The organism is Variovorax sp. 10L421 (assembly GCF_056395365.1).
The window spans coordinates 23127-46602 of the sequence record NZ_JBFTJJ010000027.1 but is presented as its reverse complement, the minus strand read 5'-3'; the positions used below and the strand labels follow the sequence as shown (position 1 = coordinate 46602).

Below are 23476 nucleotides of genomic sequence, written 5' to 3'. Positions count from 1 at the left end.
CATGAACCCATTGCGTCACGTCTTCAGCGCCGCGGCCCTCGCCGCGCTGACCACTGCTCTCGTTCCCGCGCATGCGCAGGGCGTGATCAAGATCGGCGAGGTCAACAGCTACAAGGCCCAGCCCGCCTTCCTCGAGCCCTACAAGAAGGGGATGGAACTGGCCGTCGAAGAAATCAACGCCAAGGGCGGCGTCAACGGCCGCAAGGTCGAACTCATCACGCGCGACGACAACGCCAACCCCGGCGACGCCGTGCGCGTGGCCGAGGAGCTGGTGGCGCGCGAGAAGATTGACGTGCTCACCGGCACCTTCCTGTCGAACACCGGCCTGGCCGTGGCCGACTTCGCCAAGCAGAAGAAGATCTTCTTCCTGGCCGGCGAACCGCTGACCGACAAGATGACCTGGCAGGGCGGCAACGAATACACCTACCGCCTGCGCCCCGGCACCTACATGCAGGCCGCGATGCTCGTGCCCGAGGCCGTCAAGCTCAAGAAGAAGCGCTGGGCGGTCGTGTACCCCAACTACGAATACGGCCAGTCGGCCGTGGCCGCGTTCAAGACGCTGCTGAAGGCCGCGCAGCCCGACGTCGAGTTCGTCGCCGAGCAGGCGCCGCCGCTCGGCAAGGTCGATGCGGGCGCGGTCGCGCAGGCGCTGGCCGATGCCAAGCCCGACGCGATCTTCAACGTGCTGTTCGGCGCCGACCTGTCGAAGTTCGTGCGCGAAGGCAACACGCGCGGCCTGTTCAAGGACCGCGCGGTCGTCAGCGTGCTGACCGGCGAGCCCGAATACCTCGACCCCCTCAAGGACGAAACGCCCAACGGCTGGATCGTGACCGGCTACCCCTGGTACGGCATCCAGACGCCCGAGCACAAGGCCTTCTTCCTCGCCTACCACGGCAAGTACAAGGACTATCCGCGCCTGGGTTCGGTGGTCGGCTACAGCATGATCAAGTCGGTCGCGGCCGGCATCGAGAAGGCCAAGAGCACCGAGACGCCGAAGCTCGTCGCCGCGTTCAAGGGCCTGCAGGTCGACACGCCGTTCGGCAAGATCAGCTACCGCGCCGAGGACCACCAGTCCACCATGGGCGCCTTCGTCGGCAAGACGAAGAACGAGAACGGCAAGGGCGTGATGGTCGACTACACGTATTTCGACGGCGCCAAGTTCCAGCCGAGCGCCGCCGACGTCAAGAAGTCCCGCGCCGCCGACTGACCTTTTCTTCCCGGAACGCTTGCACCCATGAGCCTCTCGTCCCTGCTGCTTCAGTTCCTCACCGGGCTGTCGTCGGCTTCGTCGCTGTTCCTTGTGGGGGCCGGCCTTTCGCTGATCTTCGGTGTCACGCGCATCGTCAACTTTGCGCACGGCTCCTTCTTCATGGTCGGCATCTACCTCGCCTACACGCTGGTCGAGAAGCTCGGCGGCGGCATGGCCTTCTGGCCGGCCGTGGTGCTGTCCGCCGTCGCGGTCGGCATCCTCGGTGCGCTGATCGAGATGGTGCTGCTGCGCCGCATCTACAAGTCGCCCGAGCTGTTCCAGCTGCTGGCGACCTTCGCACTCGTGCTGGTCATCAAGGACGCGGTGCTCTATGTCTGGGGCCCCGACGAACTGCTCGGTCCGCGCGCACCGGGCCTGTCGGGCTCGGTCGAGATCCTGGGCCGGCAGTTCCCCACGTATGACCTGTTCCTGATCGTCGTCGGCCCGGTCGTGCTCGGGCTCATGTGGCTGCTGCTCACGCGCACCCGCTGGGGCACGCTGGTGCGCGCCGCCACGCAGGATCGCGAGATGGTCAGCGCGCTGGGCGTGAACCAGGCCTGGCTGTTCACCGCGGTGTTCGGGCTCGGCGCGATGCTCGCGGGCCTGGGCGGCGCGCTGCAGCTGCCGCGCGAGCCGGCCACGCTCGCGCTGGACCTCAACACCATCGGCGCGGCCTTCGTGGTCGTGGTGGTGGGCGGCATGGGCTCCATTCCGGGCGCCTATGCGGCGGCGCTGCTGATCTCGGAGATCAAGGCGGTCTGCATCTGGATCGGCGTGGTGGAAATCTTCGGCTACAGCGTGTCGTTCTCCAAGCTCACGCTGGTGGTCGACTTCGTCGTGATGGCCGTGGTGCTGGTGTGGCGCCCGTGGGGCCTGTTCGGCCGGCCGCAGGCGCCGAGCCGCTACGTGGGCATGGCCGAGGAGCCGCTGCGCCGCGCGAGCAAGGGCTACCTGTGGCTGGTCGCCGCGCTGGGCGTGGTGTTGATGGCGATGCCGCTGCTCACGGCCGACTCTCCCTACACCACGGTGCTGCTGATCGACCTGCTGATCGCCGCGCTGTTCGCCGCGAGCCTGCACTTCATCATGGGCCCGGCCGGCATGCACTCGTTCGGGCATGCCGCCTACTTCGGGCTCGGGGCCTACGGTGCCGCACTGCTGGTGCGCGCGAGCGGCCTGCCGATGGAAGCGGCGCTGGTCGTGGCGCCGCTGGTCGCGGCCATCGGCGCTTTCGTCTACGGCTGGTTCGCGGTGCGGCTGTCGGGTGTGTACCTCGCGATGCTCACGCTGGCCTTCGCGCAGATCACCTGGGCCATCGTCTACCAGTGGGACTCGTTCACCGGCGGCAGCAACGGCCTCACGGGCGTGTGGCCCTCGGAGTGGCTGTCGGACAAGCGCACCTACTACTGGCTCACGCTGGTGCTCGCGGCCGCAGGCATCCTGATGCTGCGCCGCGTGCTGTTCTCGCCCTTCGGCTACGCGCTGCGCGCGGGCCGCGACTCGCTGCTGCGCGCCGATGCCATCGGCATCGACGTCAAGCGCATGCAGTGGACGGCCTTCGTCATCGCCGGTGCAGCGGCTGGCCTCGCGGGTTCGCTGTATGCCTTCTCCAAGGGCAGCATCTCGCCCGAAAGCCTCAGCGTCGACAAGTCGGTCGACGGGCTGGTGATGGTGCTGCTGGGCGGCATCCAGACGCTGGCGGGGCCGGTGGTGGGCGCCGTCACCTTCAGCTGGCTGCACGACACCGTGGCGCGCAACACCGACTACTGGCGCGCGACGCTGGGCGCCATCATCCTGCTCCTCGTGCTGCTGTTCCCGCAGGGCATCGCGGGTTTCGCAAAGCAGCTGACCGACCGCGTGCTGCGCCGGGCCAAGCCCGATTCACCGACAGCGGCCGAGGTGAAGGAGGCCAAGGCATGACCACCTCCAGTGCACCCCTTCTCAAGGTCGAGAACCTCGGCAAGTCCTTCGGCGGCGTGAAGGCCGTCGATGGCATCAGCTTCGAGCTGCACGCCGGCGAACTGCTCGCGCTGATCGGCCCGAACGGCGCTGGCAAGTCCACCACCTTCAACATGGTGAACGGTCAGCTGAAGGCCGACCAGGGTTCGATCCTGTTCGACGGCCACGAGCTCGTGGGCCGCAAGCCGCGCGACATCTGGCGCCGCGGCGTGGGCCGCACCTTCCAGATTGCCGAGACTTTTGCCTCGCTCACCGTGGTCGAGAACGTGCAGATGGCGCTGCTGTCGCACGACGGCAAGCTGTTCTCGATGTGGCGCCGCGCGGCCGACCACAAGCGCGACGAAGCACTGGCGCTGCTCGACCAGGTCGGCATGAAATCGCAGGCCGACCGGCCCTGCAGCGTGCTGGCCTATGGCGACGTGAAGCGCGTCGAACTCGCCATCGCGATGGCCAACTCTCCCAAGCTGCTGCTGATGGACGAGCCCACCGCCGGCATGGCGCCCAAGGAGCGCAACTCGCTCATGGCGCTGACCAAGGACCTCGTCATCCAGCGCGGCATGGCCGTGCTGTTCACCGAGCACAGCATGGACGTGGTGTTCGCCTATGCCGACCGCATGATCGTGCTCGCGCGCGGGCGCCTCATCGCGCAGGGCAAACCGCTCGAAATCCGAGACCACCCGAAGGTGCAGGAGGTGTACTTCGGCAGCGGCAAGACATTCGAGAAGATTGCAGAGAAAGCCGCAGCCCTTGGAGTCGCAGCATGAGCACACACGAACCTCTTCTGCAGGCCAAGGCCCTGTGCGCCTGGTACGGCGCCGCGCAGATCCTCTATGACGTCGACCTCGACGTGCGCCGCGGCGAAGTGGTTGCGCTCATGGGCCGCAACGGCGCGGGCAAGTCGACCACGCTCAAGGCGCTGATCGGCATGCTCGCCAAGCGCCGAGGCGCCGTGCGTTTCCTGGGCCACGACATCTCGAAGAGCGAGCCGCACCACGCCGCGCGACTGGGCCTGGGCTTCGTGCCCGAAGACCGCCGCGTATTCACCGACCTCACGGTGATGGAGAACCTCGAGGTCGGCAAGCAGCCCGCGCGCCGCTGGGCCGACGGCACCGACGCGCCGCTGTGGACGCCCGAGCGGCTGTTCAAGCTGTTTCCCAACCTCGGCGAGATGCCCAGCCGACCGGGTGGGCGCATGAGCGGCGGCGAGCAGCAGATGCTCACGGTCGCGCGCACGCTCATGGGCAACCCCTACCTGGTGCTGCTCGACGAGCCGTCCGAAGGCGTGGCCCCGGTGATCGTCGAGCAGATGGCCAACATGATTCTCGAATTGAAGGCGCAGGGCGTGAGCATCCTGCTGTCGGAGCAGAACATGCACTTCGCCGAGCTGGTGTCCGACCGCGCCTATGTGCTCGAGAAGGGGCAGATCCGCTATCACGCGACGATGGCCGAGCTCGCGGCCAACGACGAAGTGCGCCGTGCTTATCTGAGCGTCTGAGTCTTTCGTTCTTCATCAACCCACCGGAGTCCACGCCATGCATCGCAGAACCCTCGTGAAATCCGCCGCCGCCCTCGGGATGGCCGGCGGCCTCGGCAGTTTCGGCTTCAACGCTTTCGCGGCCGGCAAGATCAAGCCGGGCGCCAAGGCTGCGTTGATCGTGGTCGACGTGCAGAACTGCTTTCTCGACGGCGGCACGCTCGCGGTCAAGGGCGGCAACGAGGTGATTCCGGTCATCAACGCACTCGCACCGGCGTTCGAGAACATCGTCGTGACGCAGGACTGGCACACGGCGGGCCATGCCTCGTTCGCAAGCACCTACAGCGGCAAGAAGCCCTTCGAGACCACCAAGCTCAGCTACGGCACGCAGGTGCTGTGGCCCGACCATTGCGTGCAGGGCACGGACGACGCGGCGCTCGGCAAGGACCTGAAGGTGCCGACCGCGCAACTCGTCATCCGCAAGGGCTTCCACAAGGACATGGACAGCTACTCGGCCTTCGAGGAGGCCGACCATAAGACGGCCACCGGCCTGGCCGGCTACCTGAAGGCGCGCGGCATCAAGACCGTGTTCGTCACCGGGCTGGCCACCGACTTCTGCGTGGCATGGACCGCGATGGACGCGCGCAAGGCCGGCTTCGAGGCCTATGTAATCGAGGACGCCACGCGCGGCATCGACCTCAACGGCTCGCTCGCCGCGGCCTGGAAACAGATGGCGGCCAAGGGCGTCAAGCGCATCCAGTCCGCCGATGTACAGGCCACCTGAACGAACGAATCGTTCCCCGACGACGACAACCTGAGAAAAAGACGCATGAAGCTTTCGATATCAAGGCGCGCCATGGTGGCGGGCGGCGCAATGCTGGCGCTCGGCCCCGGATTTCTTCGATCGGCACGCGCTGAAAACGGCGTGTCCGACACCACCATCCGCATCGGCCAGTCGGCCGTGCTCAGCGGGCCGGCGAAAGACTTCGGCATCGACTACCGCGCGGGCATCAAGCTGTACTTCGACCGCGTCAACAAGTCGGGCGGCGTCAATGGCCGCAAGATCGAACTCGTCACTTACGACGATGCCTACGACCCGGCGAAGACGGCCGCCAACACCGCGAAGCTGATCGATGAGGACAAGGTCTTCGCGCTCACCGGCTACGTGGCCACCGGCAACCTCGCGGCCGCGATGCCGCTCGCTGAGAAGGCCGGCGTGCCGATGTTCGCGCCGCTGGTGGGCACCAGCTCGTTCCGCGCCAAGGTCAACCGCTACCTGTTCCACGTGCGCGCGGGCTACGACCTGGAGCTGCGCAAGATCATCAGCCACCTCTCGACCATCGGCATTTCGTCGATCGCCGTGGTGTACCAGGACAGCCCCTTCGGCAAGTCGAACCTCGCCACCTGCGAGGAACTGGCGGCCGACTACAAGGTGCAGGTCGTGAAAACGCTGCCGCTCGCGATCACGGCGGAAGACGCGAAGCAGGTCGCCACCAGCCTCGCCGAAGCCAAGCCCGGCGCGGTCGTGATGATCATGGCGGGCCGCATGGTCGAGGTGTTCATGCGCGACTACCGCGCGAACGGCGTGGGCTCGCCGCTGTACACGCTGTCGGTCGGCATCACCGACGCGGCCGGCTCGGCCAAGCGGCTCGACGGCAAGCTCGCGGGGCTGGTCACGGCCAGCATCGTGCCGCCGCCGACGGCGCAGCGCGTGCCCATCGTGGCCGACTACCAGCGCGACCGCGCCGAGTTCGGCGAGAAGATCGACAGCTACACCGCGCTGGAGGGCTACATCGTCGCGCGCGTGATGGCCGAGGGCCTGCGCCGGGCGGGCAAGACGCTCACGCGCGACAGCTTCATCGCCGGGCTGGAGAGCATCGGCAGCACGCGCTTCGGCGACTTTCCCATCGAGTACAGCGCGAAGAACCACAACGGCTCGACCTTCGTGGACCTGGAGATGTACACCCGTGACGGACAGTTGCGGCGCTGAGCCGCTGCACCTGCTGGTCAACGGCCGGGCGCAATCGATCGAGGGCGTGCCGCGCGAGGCGACGCTGCTGCACCTGCTGCGCAACGACCTGGGGCTGAACGGCCCCAAGTACGGCTGCGGACTGGGGCAGTGCGGCGCGTGCACGGTGCACGTCGACGGCGTGGCGGCGCGCTCGTGCGTGATTCCCGCGCACGGCGTGGCGGGGCGTGCGATCACCACGCTCGAAGGGCTGGGCGCGCGCGGCGATTGGCATCCGGTGCAGGCCGCGTTCGAAGATGCGCAGGCCGCGCAGTGCGGCTACTGCCTCAACGGCATGGTGATGCAGGCGGCCGCCTTGCTCGCGCGCGATCCGGATGCGAGCGAGGCGCGCATCCGCAGCGAGCTGTCGGGCAATTTGTGCCGTTGCGGCACGCACATCGAAATACTCGATGCGGTGCAGCGCGCGGCTTTCCGCATGCGCGCGAAGGTGGCTCCATGAGCCGGTGGCCTTTTTCCCTCTCCCGGTGGGAGAGGGGGCAACAGCCATGACACGCCGCGCCGATCTGCCGCGCACGCGCGCCGAATTCCTCGCTTCCGACGGCGTTCTGCTGGTGGTGCGCGAGACCCCGCCCGCGCCGCCGACCGCCAATGGCCAGCCAGCCTTCATCGCCGGCAACCCCATCGAGGGCGACGAGATCCTGCTCGCCGTGTGGGACGACGGCAGCGCCTGCGCGCTCAACGGTCACGTCGACCTTGGCACTGGCATCCAGACCGCGCTCGGACAGATCGTGGCCGAGGAGCTCGACCTCGGCATGCCCTGCGTGCGCGTGATGCTCGGCGACACCGCGCGCGCGCCCAACCAGGGCGCGACCATCGCGAGCGCGTCGATCCAGATCCATGCGCAGCCGCTGCGCCTGGCCGCCGCGCAGGCGCGCGCGTGGCTGGTCGCACGCGCGGCCGAGCGGCTCGGCATGGACGTCGATGCGCTGCAGGTGCGCAACGGCGTGGTGCGCGTTACCGAGGCGCCGGATCGCCACGTCGGCTACGCCGAGCTCGTGGCCGGCCAGCGCACCGTGCTGCGGCTCGATTCCCAGGCGCAGCCCAAGGACCCGGCGGACTACCGCGTCGTCGGCACGCGCCAGGCGCGCGTCGACATTCCGGCCAAGCTCGCGGGCGACCTCGTGTTCGTGCACGACATGCGCGTGCCCGGCATGCTGCATGGCCGCGTGGTGCGCCCGCCGTATGCGGGCGCGGACCATGGCGAGTTCATCGGCAACACGCTCGAGTCGGTGGACGAATCGTCCATCGCGCACATTCCCGGCATCCGCGCGGTGGTCGTCATCCGCGATTTCATCGGCATCGTGGCCGAGCGCGAGGAGCACGCCGAGCAGGCGCTGCGCGAACTGCGCGTCGCGTGGAAACCGTGGCCCGGCATGCCCGACCTCGGCGACCTTGCACGGGCGCTGCGCGACAACCCCTCGACGCAGCGCCTGCTGGTCGATGAAGGCGATGTGGATGGCGCCATCGCCGCGGCCGCGCAGCCGATGCACCGCACGTATGTGTGGCCGTACCAGATGCACGCGTCCATCGGGCCCTCGTGCGCGCTGGCCGAGTGGCAGCCGACCGATGGCGGCGGCATCGTCCTTCGCTGCTGGGCCGGCTCGCAGAACCCGCATGTGCTGCGCGCCGATCTGGCGAAGCTCATGGGCGTGGAAGACGTGCAGGTCGACGTCATCCGCATGGAAGCGGCAGGCTGCTACGGCCGAAACGGCGCCGACGACGTGGCCGCCGATGCCGCCTTGCTCGCGCGCGCCGTCGGCGCGCCGGTGCGCGTGCAGCTCACGCGCGAGCAGGAGCACGCCTGGGAGCCCAAGGGCGCCGCGCAGCTCATGGAGATCGACGGCGGCCTGATGGCCGATGGCCGCGTGGCCGCCTACGACTTCGAAACCTCGTACCCGTCCAACGGCGCGCCTACGCTCGCGCTGCTGCTCACGCGCACCATCGAGCCGGTGGCGCAGGCCTACGAGATGGGCGACCGCACTGCGCGCCCGCCTTACAGCTACGACAACCTGCGCGTGAAGGTCAACGACATGGCGCCGATCGTGCGCGCCTCGTGGCTGCGCGGCGTGTCGGCGCTGCCGAGTTCGTTCGCGCACGAGTCGTACATCGACGAGCTCGCCACGGCGGCGGGTGTCGATCCGGTGCAATTCCGGCTGCTGCACCTGGACGATCCGCGCGCGTTCGAGCTCGTGCAGGCGACCGCGCAGAAGGCCGGCTGGCGCATGCGCACCGGACCGCAGGAAAACGCCGACGGCGGGCTCGGGGAGGGCGGCGACATCCTCTTCGGGCAGGGCTTCGCGTATGCGCGCTACATCCACAGCAAGTGGCCGGGCTTCGGCGCAGCGTGGGCCGCGTGGGTGGCCGATGTGGAGGTCAACCGCAAGACCGGCGAGGTGCACGTGCGCCGCGTCGTGGTGGGGCACGACGCGGGCTTGCTGGTCAACCCAGCGGGTGTCGAACACCAAGTGCACGGCAACGTGATCCAGACCACGAGCCGGGCGCTGAAGGAGCAAGTGCAGTTCGCGCCGCAGGGTGGGTCTGGCGGCGCACAACTGCCTGGGGTGTTGCCTTCCGGTGTGGTCGCGAGCCGTGAGTGGGGCAGCTACCCGATCATCAATTTCCGCGAAGTGCCGGTGATCGAGGTGATGCACATGCCCCGGCCCGGCGAGCCTTCGCTGGGCGCGGGCGAATCGTCGTCGGTGCCGGGGACGGCGGCGATCGCGAATGCGATCTTCGATGCGACGGGGGTGCGGTTCAGATCGCCGCCGTTCACGCCGGAGACGGTGTTGGCGGAGTTGAATCGGGAATTTCTCCCACCCCCTTTGGGGGAGGGCGGGGGCGAGCGGCGTACGAATGGTGACGCTGCCGTGCCCCCATCACAACCTTCCCCCAGAGGGGGAAGGAGCAATGCGGGAGCCATCTGGCCCAAGAGGAAGGGCCTGTGGGCCACTGGTGCCGCACTCTTCATCGGCGGCCTCGGCATCATCGCCGGCCAGCTCGGCTGGCGCTCCGCCATCGCGCCCGTATCGCTCACCGCACCCGTCTACAGCCAGTCCACCATCGACCGCGGCCGCGTGCTCGCCGCCGCCGGCGACTGCGCCGTGTGCCACACCGCGCCCGGCGGCACACCGAACGCAGGCGGCCGCGCGATGGAGACGCCCTTCGGCACGCTCTACACCACCAACCTCACGCCCGATGCGGACACGGGCCTCGGCCGCTGGTCTTTCAGCGCCTTCCAGCGCGCGATGCGCGAAGGCGTCTCGCGCGACGGCCACTACCTGTACCCCGCGTTCCCCTACACCGCGTTTGCGAAGACCAGCGACGACGACCTGCAGGCGCTCTATGCGTACTTCATGTCGATGCCTGCGGTGCGTGCGGAAACGCCGAAGTCCGAACTCAGGTTCCCGTTCAGCATGCGCCCGTTGATGGCCGGCTGGAACGCGCTCTTCCACGACCCCACGCCGGTGCGGCCCGTGGCCACGCAAAGCGCCGAGTGGAACCGCGGCGCGTACCTCGTCAACGGCCTGGGTCATTGCGGCGCATGCCACACGCCGCGCAACGCGCTCGGCGCGGAGCAGGGCGGCAGCGCGTTCCTCTCGGGCGCGATGGTCGACGGCTGGGAGGCGCCCGCACTCACGCAGTTGTCGAAGGCCGCCGTGCCGTGGGACACCGACGCGCTGTACCGCTACCTGCGTAACGGTCATTCGCCGCGCCACGGCATCGCGGGCGGGCCGATGGCCGAGGTGGTGCGCGAACTCGCGCAGGTGCCCGACGATGATGTGCACGCGATGGCCGTGTACCTCGGCTCGCTCAATCCCGCACCGGTGGCGGAGCCGCAAGCGCTTGCGCAACAGGCCATCGACAACGCGGCGCGCACCCAGGGCCAGCTTCTCGGCCCCGCGCAGCGCATGTTCGACAGCGCCTGTGCCTCATGCCACCACGACGGCGACGGCCCCACGCTGCTCGGCGTGAACACGCCGCTGGCCCTCAACAGCAGCCTCACGAGCGCGCGGCCCGACAACCTGCTGCGCACCATCCTCGACGGCGTGCGCGAGCCCGCAAGCCGCGACATCGGCTTCATGCCTGCGTTCCGCGAGGCGCTCGACGACCGGCAGATCGCCGAACTCGCCGGCTACATGCGCGCGCGCTTCGCACCGCAGGAGCCCGCGTGGGCCAACCTGCCCGCCGAAGTGGCGCGCGTGCGAGCCGCGCGGCACTGACACAAAAGGAGCGGCCGGCCGCGTCGCCTCCCCGCTGCGCCGCTACGATGCAACGTAGCGCACACAACCTCACGGAGACACCACGCCATGCCGCTCGATCTTTCAACTTCTTCCAGCCTGCCCCGCGACGCCGAACGCGCCACCCTCGTCGGCCGCCTCTGGCAACCCGGCGTGGGCCCCGTGCTGGTGGCCGTGCACGAAGGCGGCCTGTACGACCTGTCGAGGCTCGCGCCGACCATGAGCGACCTGCTCGAAGGCAAGGAGGCGCCCGCCGAAGCCGTTCGCCGTGCATTGCGCAGCGCACCGCGCATCGCCTCGCTCGACGAGGCCATCGCCAACAGCGACGAGAGCGCACGCGACGCCGGCAAGCCCTGGCTGCTCGCGCCCTGCGACCTGCAGGCCATCAAGGCCAGCGGCGTCACCTTCGTCGCGAGCCTGCTCGAACGCGTGATCGAGGAGCAGGCGCGCGGCGACGCCTCGAAGGCCGAGGCCACGCGCGCGGCCATCGGCGGCGTGCTCGGCGACAACCTCGCCGACATCGTGCCGGGATCGCCCGAGGCCATGAAGGTCAAGGACGTGCTGATCGCGCAAGGCGTGTGGTCGCAGTACCTCGAAGTCGGCATCGGCCCCGACGCCGAGATCTTCACCAAGGCCCCGGTGCTCGCCGCCGTGGGCACGGGTGCCGATGTCGGCATCCATTCGGGTTCAGTGTGGAACAACCCCGAGCCGGAGGTCGTGCTCGCCGTCAACAGCCGCGGCGAGACACTCGGCGCCGCGCTCGGCAACGACGTCAACCTGCGTGACTTCGAAGGCCGCAGCGCGCTGCTGCTCGGCAAGGCCAAGGACAACAACGCCTCGTGTGCGATCGGCCCCTTCATCCGCTTGTTCGATGCGCACTTCGGCATCGAGGACGTGCGCCGCATCACCGTCGTGCTGGAAGTCACCGGCCCCGAGGGTTTCACGCTCGAGGGTTCGAGTTCGCTGTCGAAGATCAGCCGCGATCCGCTCGATCTCGTGGCGCAGACCGTGGGCAAGCACCACGCCTACCCTGATGGCTTCATGTTGTTTCTGGGCACGATGTTCGCGCCGACACAGGACCGTCACGGGCCTGGGCAAGGATTCACCCATGTCGTGGGTGACCGCGTGCGCATTGCCGCGCCCGAACTCGGCGCCCTCGTCAATCGCGTGGTGCACGCCGATCAGGCGCCGATGTGGACTTTTGGCATCAGCGCGTTGATGCGCAACTTGGGTGAACGCGGACTGCTGAGTGTGAACATGTAGACGTTCTGTTTGAATTTTAAAAGGAGTTGTACTCCTTTGTGATTCATATGGTTCGCGTTGCAGTCTGTTGCTGTTGACCGCGCCTCTTGTTCCCCTCAAGATCGCTGCTGTTGAGAAACGGTTGAACAAGGGAGAAGAGGTTGTCGACGAGCGAGATCGATCTATTGCAGTTGCCTGTGGAAGGCCCGCTTTCATGCGGGGAAGACCTGGAATACGACCCCGATTTCATGGCGTTGCACCAAGCAACAACAGGTAAGCGCGAGCAGCAATTCGGCTCGACGATCATCCCCGCGGAGCCGCCCGACTGGGCACGCGTGGAGCGCATCGCGAAGCAGCTGTGCACACGCACGCGCGACCTGCGCGTGCTGGTGCCCCTCACGCTGGCCTGGACCGAAAACCGTGGATTGCCGGGCTACGTCGATGGGCTGCAACTCGTCGATGCCGTGCTGCAGAAATTCTGGAACGACGTGCATCCGCGCGTCGTCGATGGCGACTTCGAAGATCCGCTGCCGCGCATGAATGCACTGGCCGCGCTGGCCGAAGCCGAGGGACTCGGGCGCAGCGTGCGCGATGCCCGGCTGCTCGAGGACGGCGGCGCATCGATGAGCCTGCGACAGGTCGAAGCCTTGCTTGATTCGAGCAAGACCGACCATCAGATCGATTACCCGGGCGGCATTGGCCGGCTGCGGGACGCGGCGCGGCGCGCGCACGAGAAGGCGGCGCCTCCGGTAGTGGCGTTGCGCGCGGCGCTCGACCTGCTGCGGCGCATTCGCGAGACCTGCGAGCGCGCGCTCGGCCAGAGCTGGGCGCCGGACTTTTCGCGGCTCGAGCGCTCGCTGCGCACCGTGGTCCAGCTGTTGCCCGAACAGGCGCAGGACGCGGCAGCCGTGGCCGGCGAAGCGCGCGACGGCGCCGATGCGCAAGGGGCGGGTGCTGCGGTGCCGATGGCGAACGGGGCCGCCGCGGCCACCGCCAATGGCGGCACCGGCCCGCGCACGGTGCTGGTTAAAGATATTGAAATATCGACTCGTGATGATGTGCAGGTGGTGTTGGAGAAGGCCTGCCAGTACCTGGAGCGCATGGAGCCCAGTCATCCGGCGCCCATGCTGATACGAAGAGCGCAGCGGCTGATGGACCTGAACTTCTTCCAGATCATCGAAGAGCTCGTGCCCGAGGGATTGCAAAAGATAGAGAGCCTTGCAGGACGTCCGCTGAACGCTGGGGGCAGCACGGAATAGCAAGGCGAAAGCCATCGGGAGCTCCGCCGGCCGGCAGGCCACCGGGATCGCACCCACACGCATTACAGATTCAAGAGGAAGCTTATGGCAGACAACCGTGTCAGAAACAGTGGTCAGAAGTTCATCGCGCGCAACCGCGCGCCGCGTGTGCAGATCGAATACGACGTCGAGATCTACGGCAGCGAACGCAAGATCCAGCTGCCCTTCGTGATGGGCGTCATCGCCGATCTCGCGGGCAAGCAGATCGACCCGATGCCCGACCTCGGCGAGCGCGAGTTCATGGCGGTGGACATCGACAACTTCGACGAACGCATGAAGTCCATCAAGCCGCGCGTTGCCTTCCAGGTGCCCAACACGCTCACCGGCGATGGCCAGATGAACGTCGACATCACCTTCGACAGCATGGACGACTTCTCGCCCGCGCGCATCGCCCGCCAGGTCGGTGCGCTGCAGCAGCTGCTCGAAGCGCGCACCGAGCTGTCGAACCTGCTCTCGTACATGGACGGCAAGAACGGCGCGGAGCAGCTGATCGCGCAGGCGCTGCAGAACCCCGGGCTCCTCAAGTCGCTGGCATCGGCGCCGAACCCGGCCGTGGCGAAGGCGGTCGAAGCCGCGAACGAAAAGGCCGGCGCCCCCGGCACATCTTCAGAGTAAGCGCGAGCAGCAAGGACCGCCATCATGAGCACCGCATCCAATCAGAGCGCCACGCGCGCACCCGCCACCGTCGAAGCGCTCGAGCCGAACGAGTTCGCCGACCTGCTGCAGCGTGAGTTCAAGCCCAAGACCGACCAGGCCCGCGAGGCGGTGGAGAACGCCGTCAAGACGCTGGCCGTGCAGGCGCTGGAAAGCACCGTCACCGTCTCCAACGATGCCTACCGCACGGTGCAGGCCATCATCACCGAAATCGATCGCAAGCTCTCCGAGCAGATCAACCAGATCCTGCACCACGAGGAGTTCCAGCAGCTCGAAGGCGCATGGCGCGGGCTGCACTACCTCGTGAACAACACCGAGACCGACGAGCAGCTCAAGATCCGCGTGATGTGCGCGTCCAAGCGCGAAGTGGCGCGCTCGCTCAAGCGCCACAAGGGTATCGGCTGGGACCAGAGCCCGCTGTTCAAGAAGATCTACGAGGCCGAGTACGGCCAGTTCGGCGGCGAGCCCTTCGGCGCGCTGATCGGCGACTTCCACTTCGACCACAGCCCGCCCGACGTCGAGATGCTCAGCGAAATGGCCAAGATCGCGGCCGCCGCGCATTGCCCGTTCATCGCGGGCGCCTCGCCCACGGTGATGCAGATGGACTCGTGGCAGGAGCTGTCGAACCCGCGCGACCTGACCAAGATCTTCCAGAACACCGAGCACGCCGCATGGCGCTCGCTGCGCGACTCGGAAGACGCGCGCTACATCGGCCTGGCCATGCCGCGCTTCCTGGCGCGCCTGCCGTACGGCGCGCGCACCAACCCGGTCGACGAGTTCGAGTTCGAGGAAGAGACCGACTCGGCCGCGCATAACCGCTACACCTGGGCCAACTCGGCGTATGCGATGGGCGTGAACATCAACCGCTCGTTCAAGCAGTACGGCTGGTGCACGTCCATTCGCGGCGTGGAGTCGGGTGGCGCGGTGGAGAACCTGCCCACCCACACCTTCCCGACCGATGACGGCGGCGTGGACATGAAGTGCCCGACCGAGATCGCCATCAGCGACCGGCGCGAGGCCGAGCTCGCCAAGAACGGCTTCATGCCGCTGGTGCACCGCAAGAACTCCGACTTCGCAGCCTTCATCGGCGCGCAGTCGCTGCAGCTGCCGGCCGAGTACTACGACGCCGATGCCACGGCCAACGCGAACCTCGCGGCGCGCCTGCCCTACCTGTTCGCCTGCTGCCGCTTCGCGCACTACCTGAAGTGCATCGTGCGCGACAAGATCGGTTCGTTCCGCGAGCGCGAGGACATGGAGCGCTGGCTCAACGACTGGATCATGAACTACGTCGACGGCAGCCCCGGCACCTCGTCGCAGGACACGAAGGCAATGAAGCCGCTGGCGGCGGCAGAAGTCCAGGTGGAAGCCATCGAGGACAACCCGGGCTACTACGCCGCCAAGTTTTTTCTCCGGCCGCACTATCAGCTCGAAGGGCTGACGGTGTCGTTGCGGCTGGTTTCGAAGCTGCCATCCAACAAGAAGGACAGCAGCTAATTCAACGGTGTCCCGTAATCGGGCACATATAACTTTGGGGGTTAATCATGGCAGTAGACATGTTCATGCGCGTCGAAGGCGCAAACGGCGAATCGAAGGACTCGAACCACAAGGAGTGGACGGACATCAAGTCGTTTGCCTGGGGAGCGACGCAGCCTGGAAACATGGTCAGCGGCGGTGGCGGTGGCGTTGGCAAGGCCAGCTTCAATGACCTGCAGGTGCTCGCGCGCATCGACAAGGCGGCACCGTCCGTCCTGAAGAACTGCGCCAGCGGCAAGCACCTGAGCAAGGTCGAGGTTTCGGTGTGCAAGGCGGGGGGCTCGCAGATCGAATACACACGCGTCACGCTCGAGGAAGTGCTGGTCACCTCGGTGCAGTACACGGCAGAGCAAGGCTCCGACGCCGTGTTCGTGCAGTACGCCTTCCAGGCCGCGAAGGTGAAGCAGCAGTACTGGGAACAGACCGACAAGGGCGGCAAGGGCGCCGAGACGGTCCTGGGCTGGAACATCAAGGAAAACAGGGAATCCTGATTTCCCTTTTCCCGATGTGCGGCCGGCCCGGCGGGCCGGCCGCGACGTTTTCCCGACGGCCTTCGCGGCCGTCTTTTACACACTGGCCTTTCGCGCCGTGTGCCAGTCAGTCAGCGAGGAAGCTTCATGGGCGATGGGTTTGCAGTGCTGGGCGAACGCTCCGTGGCCGAGCACACCGAATGGGTACAGCGGCAGATCCGCGCCAGTCCCCAGAATGCCAGCCTGCGTCTTGCCCTGTGCCACTTTCTCGCCCTGCGCGGCGACTGGCAACGGGCCGAAGACCAGCTCAAGCTCGCCACCAAGCTCGATCCCACTTTCACGCCTGCCAGCGTCACGTGTTCGATGGCGCTCGCGGGTGAGCGCCACCGCAGCGACTTCTGGTCCGGCGGGCGCGCACCGGCCATCGTCTGCGGCAATGCGGACTGGGTCGAACAGCTGATCGCCGCCGCCGCATTGCCGGCCGACCGCGCCGATGAAGCCGCTGCTCTGCGCGAAACCGCGCGGCAGGCCGCACCCGCATTGCACGGCGCGCTCACCAGCGTCGACCGTTCCGATTCGCGCGCTACCCAAGCGTTCGACGGCGAACCGGTGGAGCGCAGCGACTTCGCCTGGCTGTGCGACGGCGACGTGCGCATCGGCCCGGTGCTGGAGTTGCTCACGCCTTCGGGCTATGCATGGCTGCCCCTGCCCGAGGTGCGCCGCATCAAGTTCTCGCGCCCGCAGCACCTGGTCGACCTGCTGTGGGCCCCCGCCGAGCTCGAGCTGCACGACGGCCGCGCGATCAACGGCCTGGTGCCGGTGCGCTACCCGGGCTCGCTCGAAGGGCTCGACGACGAGACCACGCTGGGCCGCCGCACCGACTGGCTGCCGCTGGCCGGCGAAGATCAGTACGCGGGGCTGGGGCAGCGCACGCTGATCAGCGAAGCCGGCGACCATTCGCTGCTCGACCTGCGGCTCATCGAGTTCGCACGGGAGGCCACCGACGCATGAGCGCCATGATGGACACCGACGGCGACCAGCAGGAAAGCGTTGCACGCGACCGCCTGCAGCCGGTGCTGCTCGACCGCCTCACCGACAAGACGCCGCAGACCCGGCAGGAGCGCGCGGGCGCCTTCCTCATGAGCGGCAGGCTGCTGCGCGACTCGGTGCTGCGCGACCTGCAGTGGCTGCTCAACACCACCAACTTCGGCGCGGACCACAACATCAACACCATGCCCCGCGCGCGCCGCTCGGTGCTGAACTTCGGCGTGCGCGGCTGGGCTGGCGGGCGCATGTCGGAGGTCGACTTCGCCGACGTCGAAGCGGCCATTCGATCGGCCATCATCGACTTCGAGCCGCGCATCATGAAGGACAGCATCGACGTGCGCTGCGTGACCGATGCCACCGACCTCGAACACCACAACCTGCTCGCGCTGGAGATTCGCGGCACGCTGTGGTCGGTGCCGTACCCGATCGAGTTCATCCTGCGTTCGGAGCTCGACCTTGAAAGCGGGCACATGGTGCTGCGGCCCACCGGAGGCCTCTGATGGATGCCAGGCTGCTTGACTACTACAACCGCGAACTCACCTACATGCACGAGCTCGGGGCCGAGTTCGCGCAGCGCTACCCGAAGATCGCGGGCCGTCTCGGCATGCGCGGCATCGAGGTCAGCGACCCGTACGTGGAGCGCCTGCTCGAAGGCTTCAGCTTCCTCACGGCGCGCATCCAGCTCAAGATGGACGCGGAATTTCCGCGCTTCTCGCAGCGGCTGCTCGAAGTGGTGTACCCCAACTTCCTTGCGCCGCTGCCCGCGATGGCCGTGGTGCAGATCGACGGCAACCTCAACGAAGGTTCGCTGAAGGCCGGCTACGAGCTGCCGCGCCACACCATCCTGCGCGGACGCATGATCAAGGGCGAACAGACGGCCTGCGAGTTCCGCACCGGCCATGCCGTCACGCTGTGGCCCATCAAGATCGCCGAGGCCGGCATCGGCCCCGTGCCGGCGGAGATCGCGCATGCCATGCCGATGGTCGCGCGGCAGGCGAAGAGCGCGATCACCATCAAGCTCGAAGCCGTGGGCGGCGCACGCTTTGCCGACATGCCGCTGGATCGGCTCGAATTCTTTCTCTCGGGCGCGGAGCTGCATGCGCTGCGCGTGCTCGAACTCGTGGCGCACCACAGCGTTGGCGTGGTTTGCCGCAGCGGGCCGGGCAGCACCGCGCGCATCGTGCCGCTCGGCGACGAGGCCGTCAGGCACGAGGGCTTCGACCCCGACCAGGCGCTGCTGCCCTACGACGCGCGCTCGTTCCAGGGCTACCGGCTGCTGCACGAGTACTTCGCGTTTCCCGACCGCTACCTGTTCTTCAGCGTGAACAAGCTGCGCGCGGCGGCCGCGGCCATGGGCGGCACCACGATGGAGATCGTGATCCTGCTCGATCGCGCCGACGCCGACCTCGAACGGTTGGTCGACGCCAAGCACTTCTCGCTGTTCTGCACGCCCATCATCAACCTCGTGCCGCGTCGCAGCGACCGCATTCCGGTGGGGCCGGGCCAGCATGAGCACCATGCGGTGATCGACCGCACGCGCCCGCGCGACTTCGAGATATTCACCGTCGAACGTGTCACCGGCCACATGGCCAACGGCTCCGAAGAGCGCGAGTTCCGCCCCTTCCTCGGCTCGTTCGCGGCCGACGACGGCGACTTCGGCGCCTACTTCTCGCTGCGCCGCGAACCGCGCCTGGTGTCCGACCGCGCACGCGCGCAGGGCACGCGCACCAGCTACACCGGCAGCGAGGTCTACGTGTCGCTCGTCGACCAGCACGACGCGCCCTTTCCGCACAGCCTGCGCCACATCACGCTCGACGCGCTGTGCACCAACCGCGACCTCCCGCTGCTGCTGCCGACCGGACTCGAATCGGACTTCACGCTGCGTGTGTCGGCGCCGGTGCGCGCCATCCGCATCCTGCGCGGGCCCTCGCGCCCGTACCCCGCATTGGCCGAGGGCGCGCTGACCTGGCGCCTCATCAGCCACCTGGGGCTCAACTACCTGAGCCTCACCGACGTGGATGCGGCGCAGGGCGCAGCCGCGCTGCGCGAGATGCTCGACCTGTACGGCAACCTCGCCGACCCCTCTGTGCGCCGCCAGATCCAGGGCGTGCGCTCGATGGCGCTGGCGCCGGTGTTCCGCCGCCTGCCGGAGCCGGGCCCGATCGTGTTCGGGCGCGGCGTGGAGGTGGCACTCAAGATCGACGAGGTCGCCTTCTCCGGCGCGAGCCCTTATCTCTTCGGCGCCGTGCTGGAGCAGTTCTTCAGCCGGCACGTGTCGCTCAATGCCTTCACCGAGTTCGCGCTGTCCAGCCTGCAGCGCGGCGAGATCGCGCGCTGGACGCCGCGCGTGGGACGTCGGCCTGCCGTATGAGCGAAACCGGCTTCACTGAAGGAATGCAGCAGGACGCGCCGGCCGCCAGTGAAGGCGAGGTGGTGCTCGATACGGACGAGATTCGACAACACGACGTCGCGCCGCCCGTGCCCGGCACGGCGCCACGGCGCGGCGTGCCCGAGGTCGATCCGGTGCTCTGGGCCAGGCTGTTGGAGCAGCCCTTCGAGCACGACCTGTTCATGCTGCTGCGCCGCCTCGACGCGCAGGGCGACCATCCGCTGCTGGGCCGGGCACCGCGTCCGCTCGACGAGCCGCTGCGCCTCGGGCAGGAGCCCTCGATGGCGTTCGCGCCGTCGAACGTGTCGGGCGTCGATGTCGACAGCGATGGACCTCCGCGCATTTCGATCTACGGCTTCGGCCTGTTCGGTCCCAACGGCCCGCTGCCGCTGCACCTGACCGAGTACGCGCGCGAGCGCAAGCGGCATCACGCCGACGACACCCTCAGCGCGTTCGCCGACCTGTTCCATCACCGGCTGATCCTGCTGTTCTACCGGGCCTGGGCCGACGCGCAGTCGGTCAACAGCCTGGACCGTCCCGACGGCCATCGCTTCGTCGACTATGTGTCCAGCCTCATGAACATGGGGCAGCCCGGCCTGAAGGAGCGCGACCGCATCGCCGACCATGCGCGCACCTTCATGGCGGGGCACCTCGTGCGCCAGACGCGCAACCCCGAGGGCCTGATCCAGATCCTCAAGCTCTACTTCGACGTGCCCGTGCACGTCGAGGAATTCGTGAGCGACTGGGTGATGCTCGACGAGCACCAGGTCAGCCGGATCGGCCTTTCCGGCCGCAACCAGCGGCTCGGCGGCGGCGCCACCATCGGCCTGGCCGTGCGCGATGCTCAAGCCAAGTTCCGCCTCGAACTCGGGCCGCTCTCGCAGGAAGAGTTCCGCGAGTTCCTGCCGGGCAGCAAGCGGCTGCAGCAGGTGGTCGACTGGGTGCGACAGTACGTCGGCATCGAGTTCGCGTGGGATCTGCGGCTCGTCCTGAAGAAGCAGGACGCGCACGGCATGCGGCTCAACAGCAGCCAGCGTCTCGGCTGGGGCAGCTGGCTCGGCACGCGCATGTCGGACACCGACGCGGGCGACATGGTGTTCCAGCCCGAAGCATTGTTTTCCCGTTCCGCTCCTTCTTCCATGGGTTTATGACCGACATCCGCCGCGTCTCTCTTTTCTCCAAGCTCAACCCGATGCTCTACAAGGCATTGGAGACCGCCACCGCCTTCGCCAAGCTGCGCGGCAACGCCTACGTCGAACTCGTGCACTGGCTGCACCAGATCCTGCAGCTGCAGGACAGCGACATGTTGCGCATCGTCAAGCGCGCGGGGCTGAACCTCGATGCGATCGAACAAGACCTGGTGCGCGCGCTCGACCGGCTGCCGCATGGCGCCACGTCGATCAGCGACATCTCCGAACACGTCGACAACGCCGTCGAGCGCGCATGGGTCTATGCGAGCCTGCGCTTCGAGGCCACCTCCATCCGGGGTGCGTACCTGCTCGCGGGCATCATCAAGACGCCGGGGCTGCGGCAGGTGCTTTCGGGCATCTCGCGCGAGTTCGACAAGATCGTGCCCGACGTGCTGGTGGCGCAGCTCGCTGCGTGGACCGAGGGGTCGCCCGAAGACGACTTCGACGCCGCACCGAGCGCAGGCGCGGCAGGCGGCGCACCCGCGGTGGCGCACCACCAGGGCGATGGCCCCGCGGCAGGCGGCTCTGCACTCGCCAAGTATGCGAGCGACCTCACCGCCAAGGCACGCGCGGGTGAGCTCGATCCGGTCTACGGCCGCGACGACGAGATCCGCCAGATCATCGACATCCTGATGCGCCGCCGGCAGAACAATCCGTTGCTCACCGGCGAGGCCGGCGTCGGCAAGACGGCCGTGGTCGAAGGCCTGGCCTCGCGCCTCGCCGCGGGCGATGTGCCGCCTTCGCTCAAGGACGTGTCGCTGTGGGTGCTGGACCCCACGCTGCTGCAGGCCGGCGCGGGCGTGAAGGGCGAGTTCGAGCAGCGGCTGCGCCAGGTGATCGACGAGGTCGAGAAGAGCCCCAAGCCCATCGTGCTGTTCGTCGACGAGGTGCACACACTGGTCGGCGCCGGTGGCACGGCCGGCACCGGCGACGCGGCCAACCTGCTCAAGCCGGCGCTCGCGCGCGGCCGGCTGCGCACCATCGGCGCGACCACCTGGTCGGAGTACAAGAAGTACATCGAGAAAGATCCGGCGCTCACGCGGCGTTTCCAGACCATCCAGGTGCACGAGCCCACCGAGCCCAAGGCGGTGATCATGCTGCGCGGCATCTCGGCCGAACTGGAGAAGCACCACGGGGTGCTCATCCTCGACGCCGCGCTCGAGGCGGCCGTGAGCCTGTCGCACCGCTACATTCCCGCGCGGCAATTGCCCGACAAGGCCGTGAGCCTGCTCGACACGGCCTGCGCGCGCGTGGCGCTGAGCCAGCATGCGCTGCCCGCCGCCATCGAAGACCTGCAGCGCCGCATCGAGGTGCTGGGCATCGAGTCGGGCATCGCGGGGCGCGAGGCCGCCATCGGCGTGGGCGAGCACCACCGCGTGGAAGACATCGCGGCGCAGGTCGCGCAGGCGCAGGCCGAACTCGAGGTGCTGGAGAAACGGCGCGTGGAAGAAAGCGCGCTGGTCGAGCGCATCGTGGCCTTGCGCAAGCAGCTCTCGCCGGCCGCGGTGCCGCAGGCGCGGGCCGAGGCATCGGACGCGCAGGAAGTGGAAGCTGCGAACGTCGATGCGGACCCCGACGCGCCACCCGCCGAACCCCAGCGCACGACCCAGGAGATTCGCGCCGAACTCAACGAAGCACAGGACAAGCTCGTGCAGCTGCAGGGCGAATCGCCGCTGATCCTCGCGGCCGTCGATGCGCAGGCCATCGCCACCGTGGTGGCCGACTGGACCGGCATCCCCATCGGCCGCATGGTGCGCGACGACGCGCAGTCGGTGCTCAGGCTCGGCGAGATCCTCTCGGCCCGCGTGGTCGCGCAGCCCGACGCGCTGGAGACCATCTCGCGCCGCATCCGCACCGCGCGCGCACGGCTCGACAACCCCAACAAGCCGGTCGGCGTGTTCCTGCTGTGCGGCCCCTCGGGCGTGGGCAAGACCGAGACCGCGCTGGCGCTGTCGGAGGCGCTGTACGGCGGCGAGCAGAACCTCGTCACCATCAACATGAGCGAGTTCCAGGAGTCGCACACCGTCTCCACGCTCAAGGGCGCCCCGCCCGGCTACGTGGGCTATGGCGAAGGCGGCGTGCTCACCGAGGCCGTGCGCCGCCGGCCTTACAGCGTGGTGCTGCTCGACGAGATCGAGAAGGCCCACACCGACGTGCACGAGATCTTCTTCCAGGTGTTCGACAAGGGCTGGATGGAAGACGGCGAAGGCCGCCACATCGACTTCCGCAACACCGTGATCATCATGACCTCCAACGTCGGCACCGACCTGGTCATGCAGCTGTGCGAAGACCCGACCCTGCGCCCCGACCCCGAGCCGCTGGCCACCGCGCTGCGCGAGCCGCTGCTCAAGGTGTTCGCGCCGGCGCTGCTCGGCCGTCTCGTTGTAGTGCCTTATTACCCGTTGCACGCCGAGGCATTGCATCGCATCATCCGCCTCCAGCTCGATCGCATCGCGGCGCGCCTGCAGGCGAACCACGGCATTGCATTGGCTTACGACGACAGCGCCGTCGAACTCGTGGTGCGCCGCTGTACGGCCATAGAGTCGGGTGGACGGATGATCGACGCGATCCTCACGCACACGATCCTTCCGCGATTGAGCGAGGAAGTCATCGGCGCCACGGTCAGTGCGCGCAAGCTCGCCGGCGTGCAGTTGAGCGCGGCGGGCGACGATTTCCACTACGAATTTTCTGAGCACCAAGCGTAGAA

At 67.8% G+C, this 23476-nt stretch carries 18 protein-coding genes; all 18 read left to right on the top strand.

Translation table 11 applies throughout. From position 1 onward, the window contains the following. The first annotated feature begins 1 nt into the window (after window position 1). The 18 genes from AC1DFC_RS25225 (at window position 2) to tssH (ending at window position 23474) form a co-directional block, all read left to right on the top strand. Complete coding sequence (locus AC1DFC_RS25225; RefSeq protein ID WP_007831879.1) at window positions 2-1207, top strand: ABC transporter substrate-binding protein; 1206 nt, start codon at window positions 2-4, stop codon at window positions 1205-1207. Between the two features lie 27 nt (window positions 1208-1234). Further along, the gene (locus AC1DFC_RS25220; protein ID WP_413336094.1) at window positions 1235-3166 is read left to right on the top strand and encodes an ABC transporter permease; all 1932 of its coding nucleotides are present in this window, start codon (window positions 1235-1237) and stop codon (window positions 3164-3166) included. Continuing rightward, window positions 3163-3969, top strand: coding sequence for an ABC transporter ATP-binding protein (locus tag AC1DFC_RS25215; protein WP_007831877.1), 807 nt, complete (start codon window positions 3163-3165; stop codon window positions 3967-3969). The genes AC1DFC_RS25220 and AC1DFC_RS25215 overlap by 4 nt, the downstream gene beginning before the upstream one ends. After that, complete coding sequence (locus tag AC1DFC_RS25210; protein WP_007831876.1) at window positions 3966-4700, top strand: ABC transporter ATP-binding protein; 735 nt, start codon at window positions 3966-3968, stop codon at window positions 4698-4700. The genes AC1DFC_RS25215 and AC1DFC_RS25210 overlap by 4 nt, the downstream gene beginning before the upstream one ends. A 37-nt stretch (window positions 4701-4737) precedes the next feature. Further along, complete coding sequence (pncA, locus tag AC1DFC_RS25205) at window positions 4738-5463, top strand: bifunctional nicotinamidase/pyrazinamidase (protein ID WP_413314896.1); 726 nt, start codon at window positions 4738-4740, stop codon at window positions 5461-5463. Between the two features lie 45 nt (window positions 5464-5508). Beyond that, complete coding sequence (locus AC1DFC_RS25200; RefSeq protein WP_413314897.1) at window positions 5509-6669, top strand: ABC transporter substrate-binding protein; 1161 nt, start codon at window positions 5509-5511, stop codon at window positions 6667-6669. Further along, window positions 6647-7147: a (2Fe-2S)-binding protein gene (locus AC1DFC_RS25195; protein ID WP_007831865.1), complete on the top strand. Its 501-nt coding sequence runs from the start codon at window positions 6647-6649 to the stop codon at window positions 7145-7147. Before AC1DFC_RS25200 ends, AC1DFC_RS25195 begins: the two co-directional genes overlap by 23 nt. A 46-nt stretch (window positions 7148-7193) precedes the next feature. After that, the gene (locus tag AC1DFC_RS25190; protein ID WP_478180210.1) at window positions 7194-10928 is read left to right on the top strand and encodes a molybdopterin cofactor-binding domain-containing protein; all 3735 of its coding nucleotides are present in this window, start codon (window positions 7194-7196) and stop codon (window positions 10926-10928) included. An 87-nt stretch (window positions 10929-11015) separates the two neighbouring features. Continuing rightward, on the top strand, window positions 11016-12209 hold the full coding sequence (locus tag AC1DFC_RS25185) for a fumarylacetoacetate hydrolase family protein (RefSeq protein ID WP_478180209.1): 1194 nt from the start codon (window positions 11016-11018) through the stop codon (window positions 12207-12209). A gap of 140 nt (window positions 12210-12349) precedes the next feature. After that, the gene (gene tssA / locus AC1DFC_RS25180; protein ID WP_413336088.1) at window positions 12350-13447 is read left to right on the top strand and encodes a type VI secretion system protein TssA; all 1098 of its coding nucleotides are present in this window, start codon (window positions 12350-12352) and stop codon (window positions 13445-13447) included. Window positions 13448-13531: 84 nt separating this feature from the next. After that, on the top strand, window positions 13532-14101 hold the full coding sequence (gene tssB, locus AC1DFC_RS25175) for a type VI secretion system contractile sheath small subunit (protein WP_007831857.1): 570 nt from the start codon (window positions 13532-13534) through the stop codon (window positions 14099-14101). 24 nt (window positions 14102-14125) lie between these two features. Beyond that, window positions 14126-15634 (top strand): type VI secretion system contractile sheath large subunit, encoded by a 1509-nt coding sequence (tssC, locus tag AC1DFC_RS25170; protein ID WP_478180208.1) that lies wholly within the window; start codon window positions 14126-14128, stop codon window positions 15632-15634. Between the two features lie 47 nt (window positions 15635-15681). Continuing rightward, a complete protein-coding gene (locus AC1DFC_RS25165; protein ID WP_007831853.1) occupies window positions 15682-16164 on the top strand; it encodes an Hcp family type VI secretion system effector in 483 nt (160 codons plus the stop codon). A gap of 126 nt (window positions 16165-16290) precedes the next feature. Next, entirely contained in the window at window positions 16291-17154 is an 864-nt protein-coding gene (locus AC1DFC_RS25160) for a type VI secretion system accessory protein TagJ (RefSeq protein WP_007831851.1), read from the top strand. An 8-nt stretch (window positions 17155-17162) separates the two neighbouring features. Then, window positions 17163-17690 carry a type VI secretion system baseplate subunit TssE gene (gene tssE, locus AC1DFC_RS25155; RefSeq protein ID WP_042673168.1) on the top strand — a complete coding sequence of 176 codons (528 nt, stop codon included), beginning with the start codon at window positions 17163-17165 and terminating at the stop codon, window positions 17688-17690. Beyond that, entirely contained in the window at window positions 17690-19561 is a 1872-nt protein-coding gene (gene tssF / locus AC1DFC_RS25150) for a type VI secretion system baseplate subunit TssF (RefSeq protein ID WP_007831843.1), read from the top strand. Before tssE ends, tssF begins: the two co-directional genes overlap by 1 nt. Then, complete coding sequence (tssG, locus tag AC1DFC_RS25145) at window positions 19558-20730, top strand: type VI secretion system baseplate subunit TssG (RefSeq protein ID WP_007831838.1); 1173 nt, start codon at window positions 19558-19560, stop codon at window positions 20728-20730. The genes tssF and tssG overlap by 4 nt, the downstream gene beginning before the upstream one ends. Next, window positions 20727-23474: a type VI secretion system ATPase TssH gene (gene tssH, locus AC1DFC_RS25140; protein ID WP_007831836.1), complete on the top strand. Its 2748-nt coding sequence runs from the start codon at window positions 20727-20729 to the stop codon at window positions 23472-23474. Before tssG ends, tssH begins: the two co-directional genes overlap by 4 nt. The last annotated feature ends 2 nt before the right edge of the window (window positions 23475-23476 follow it).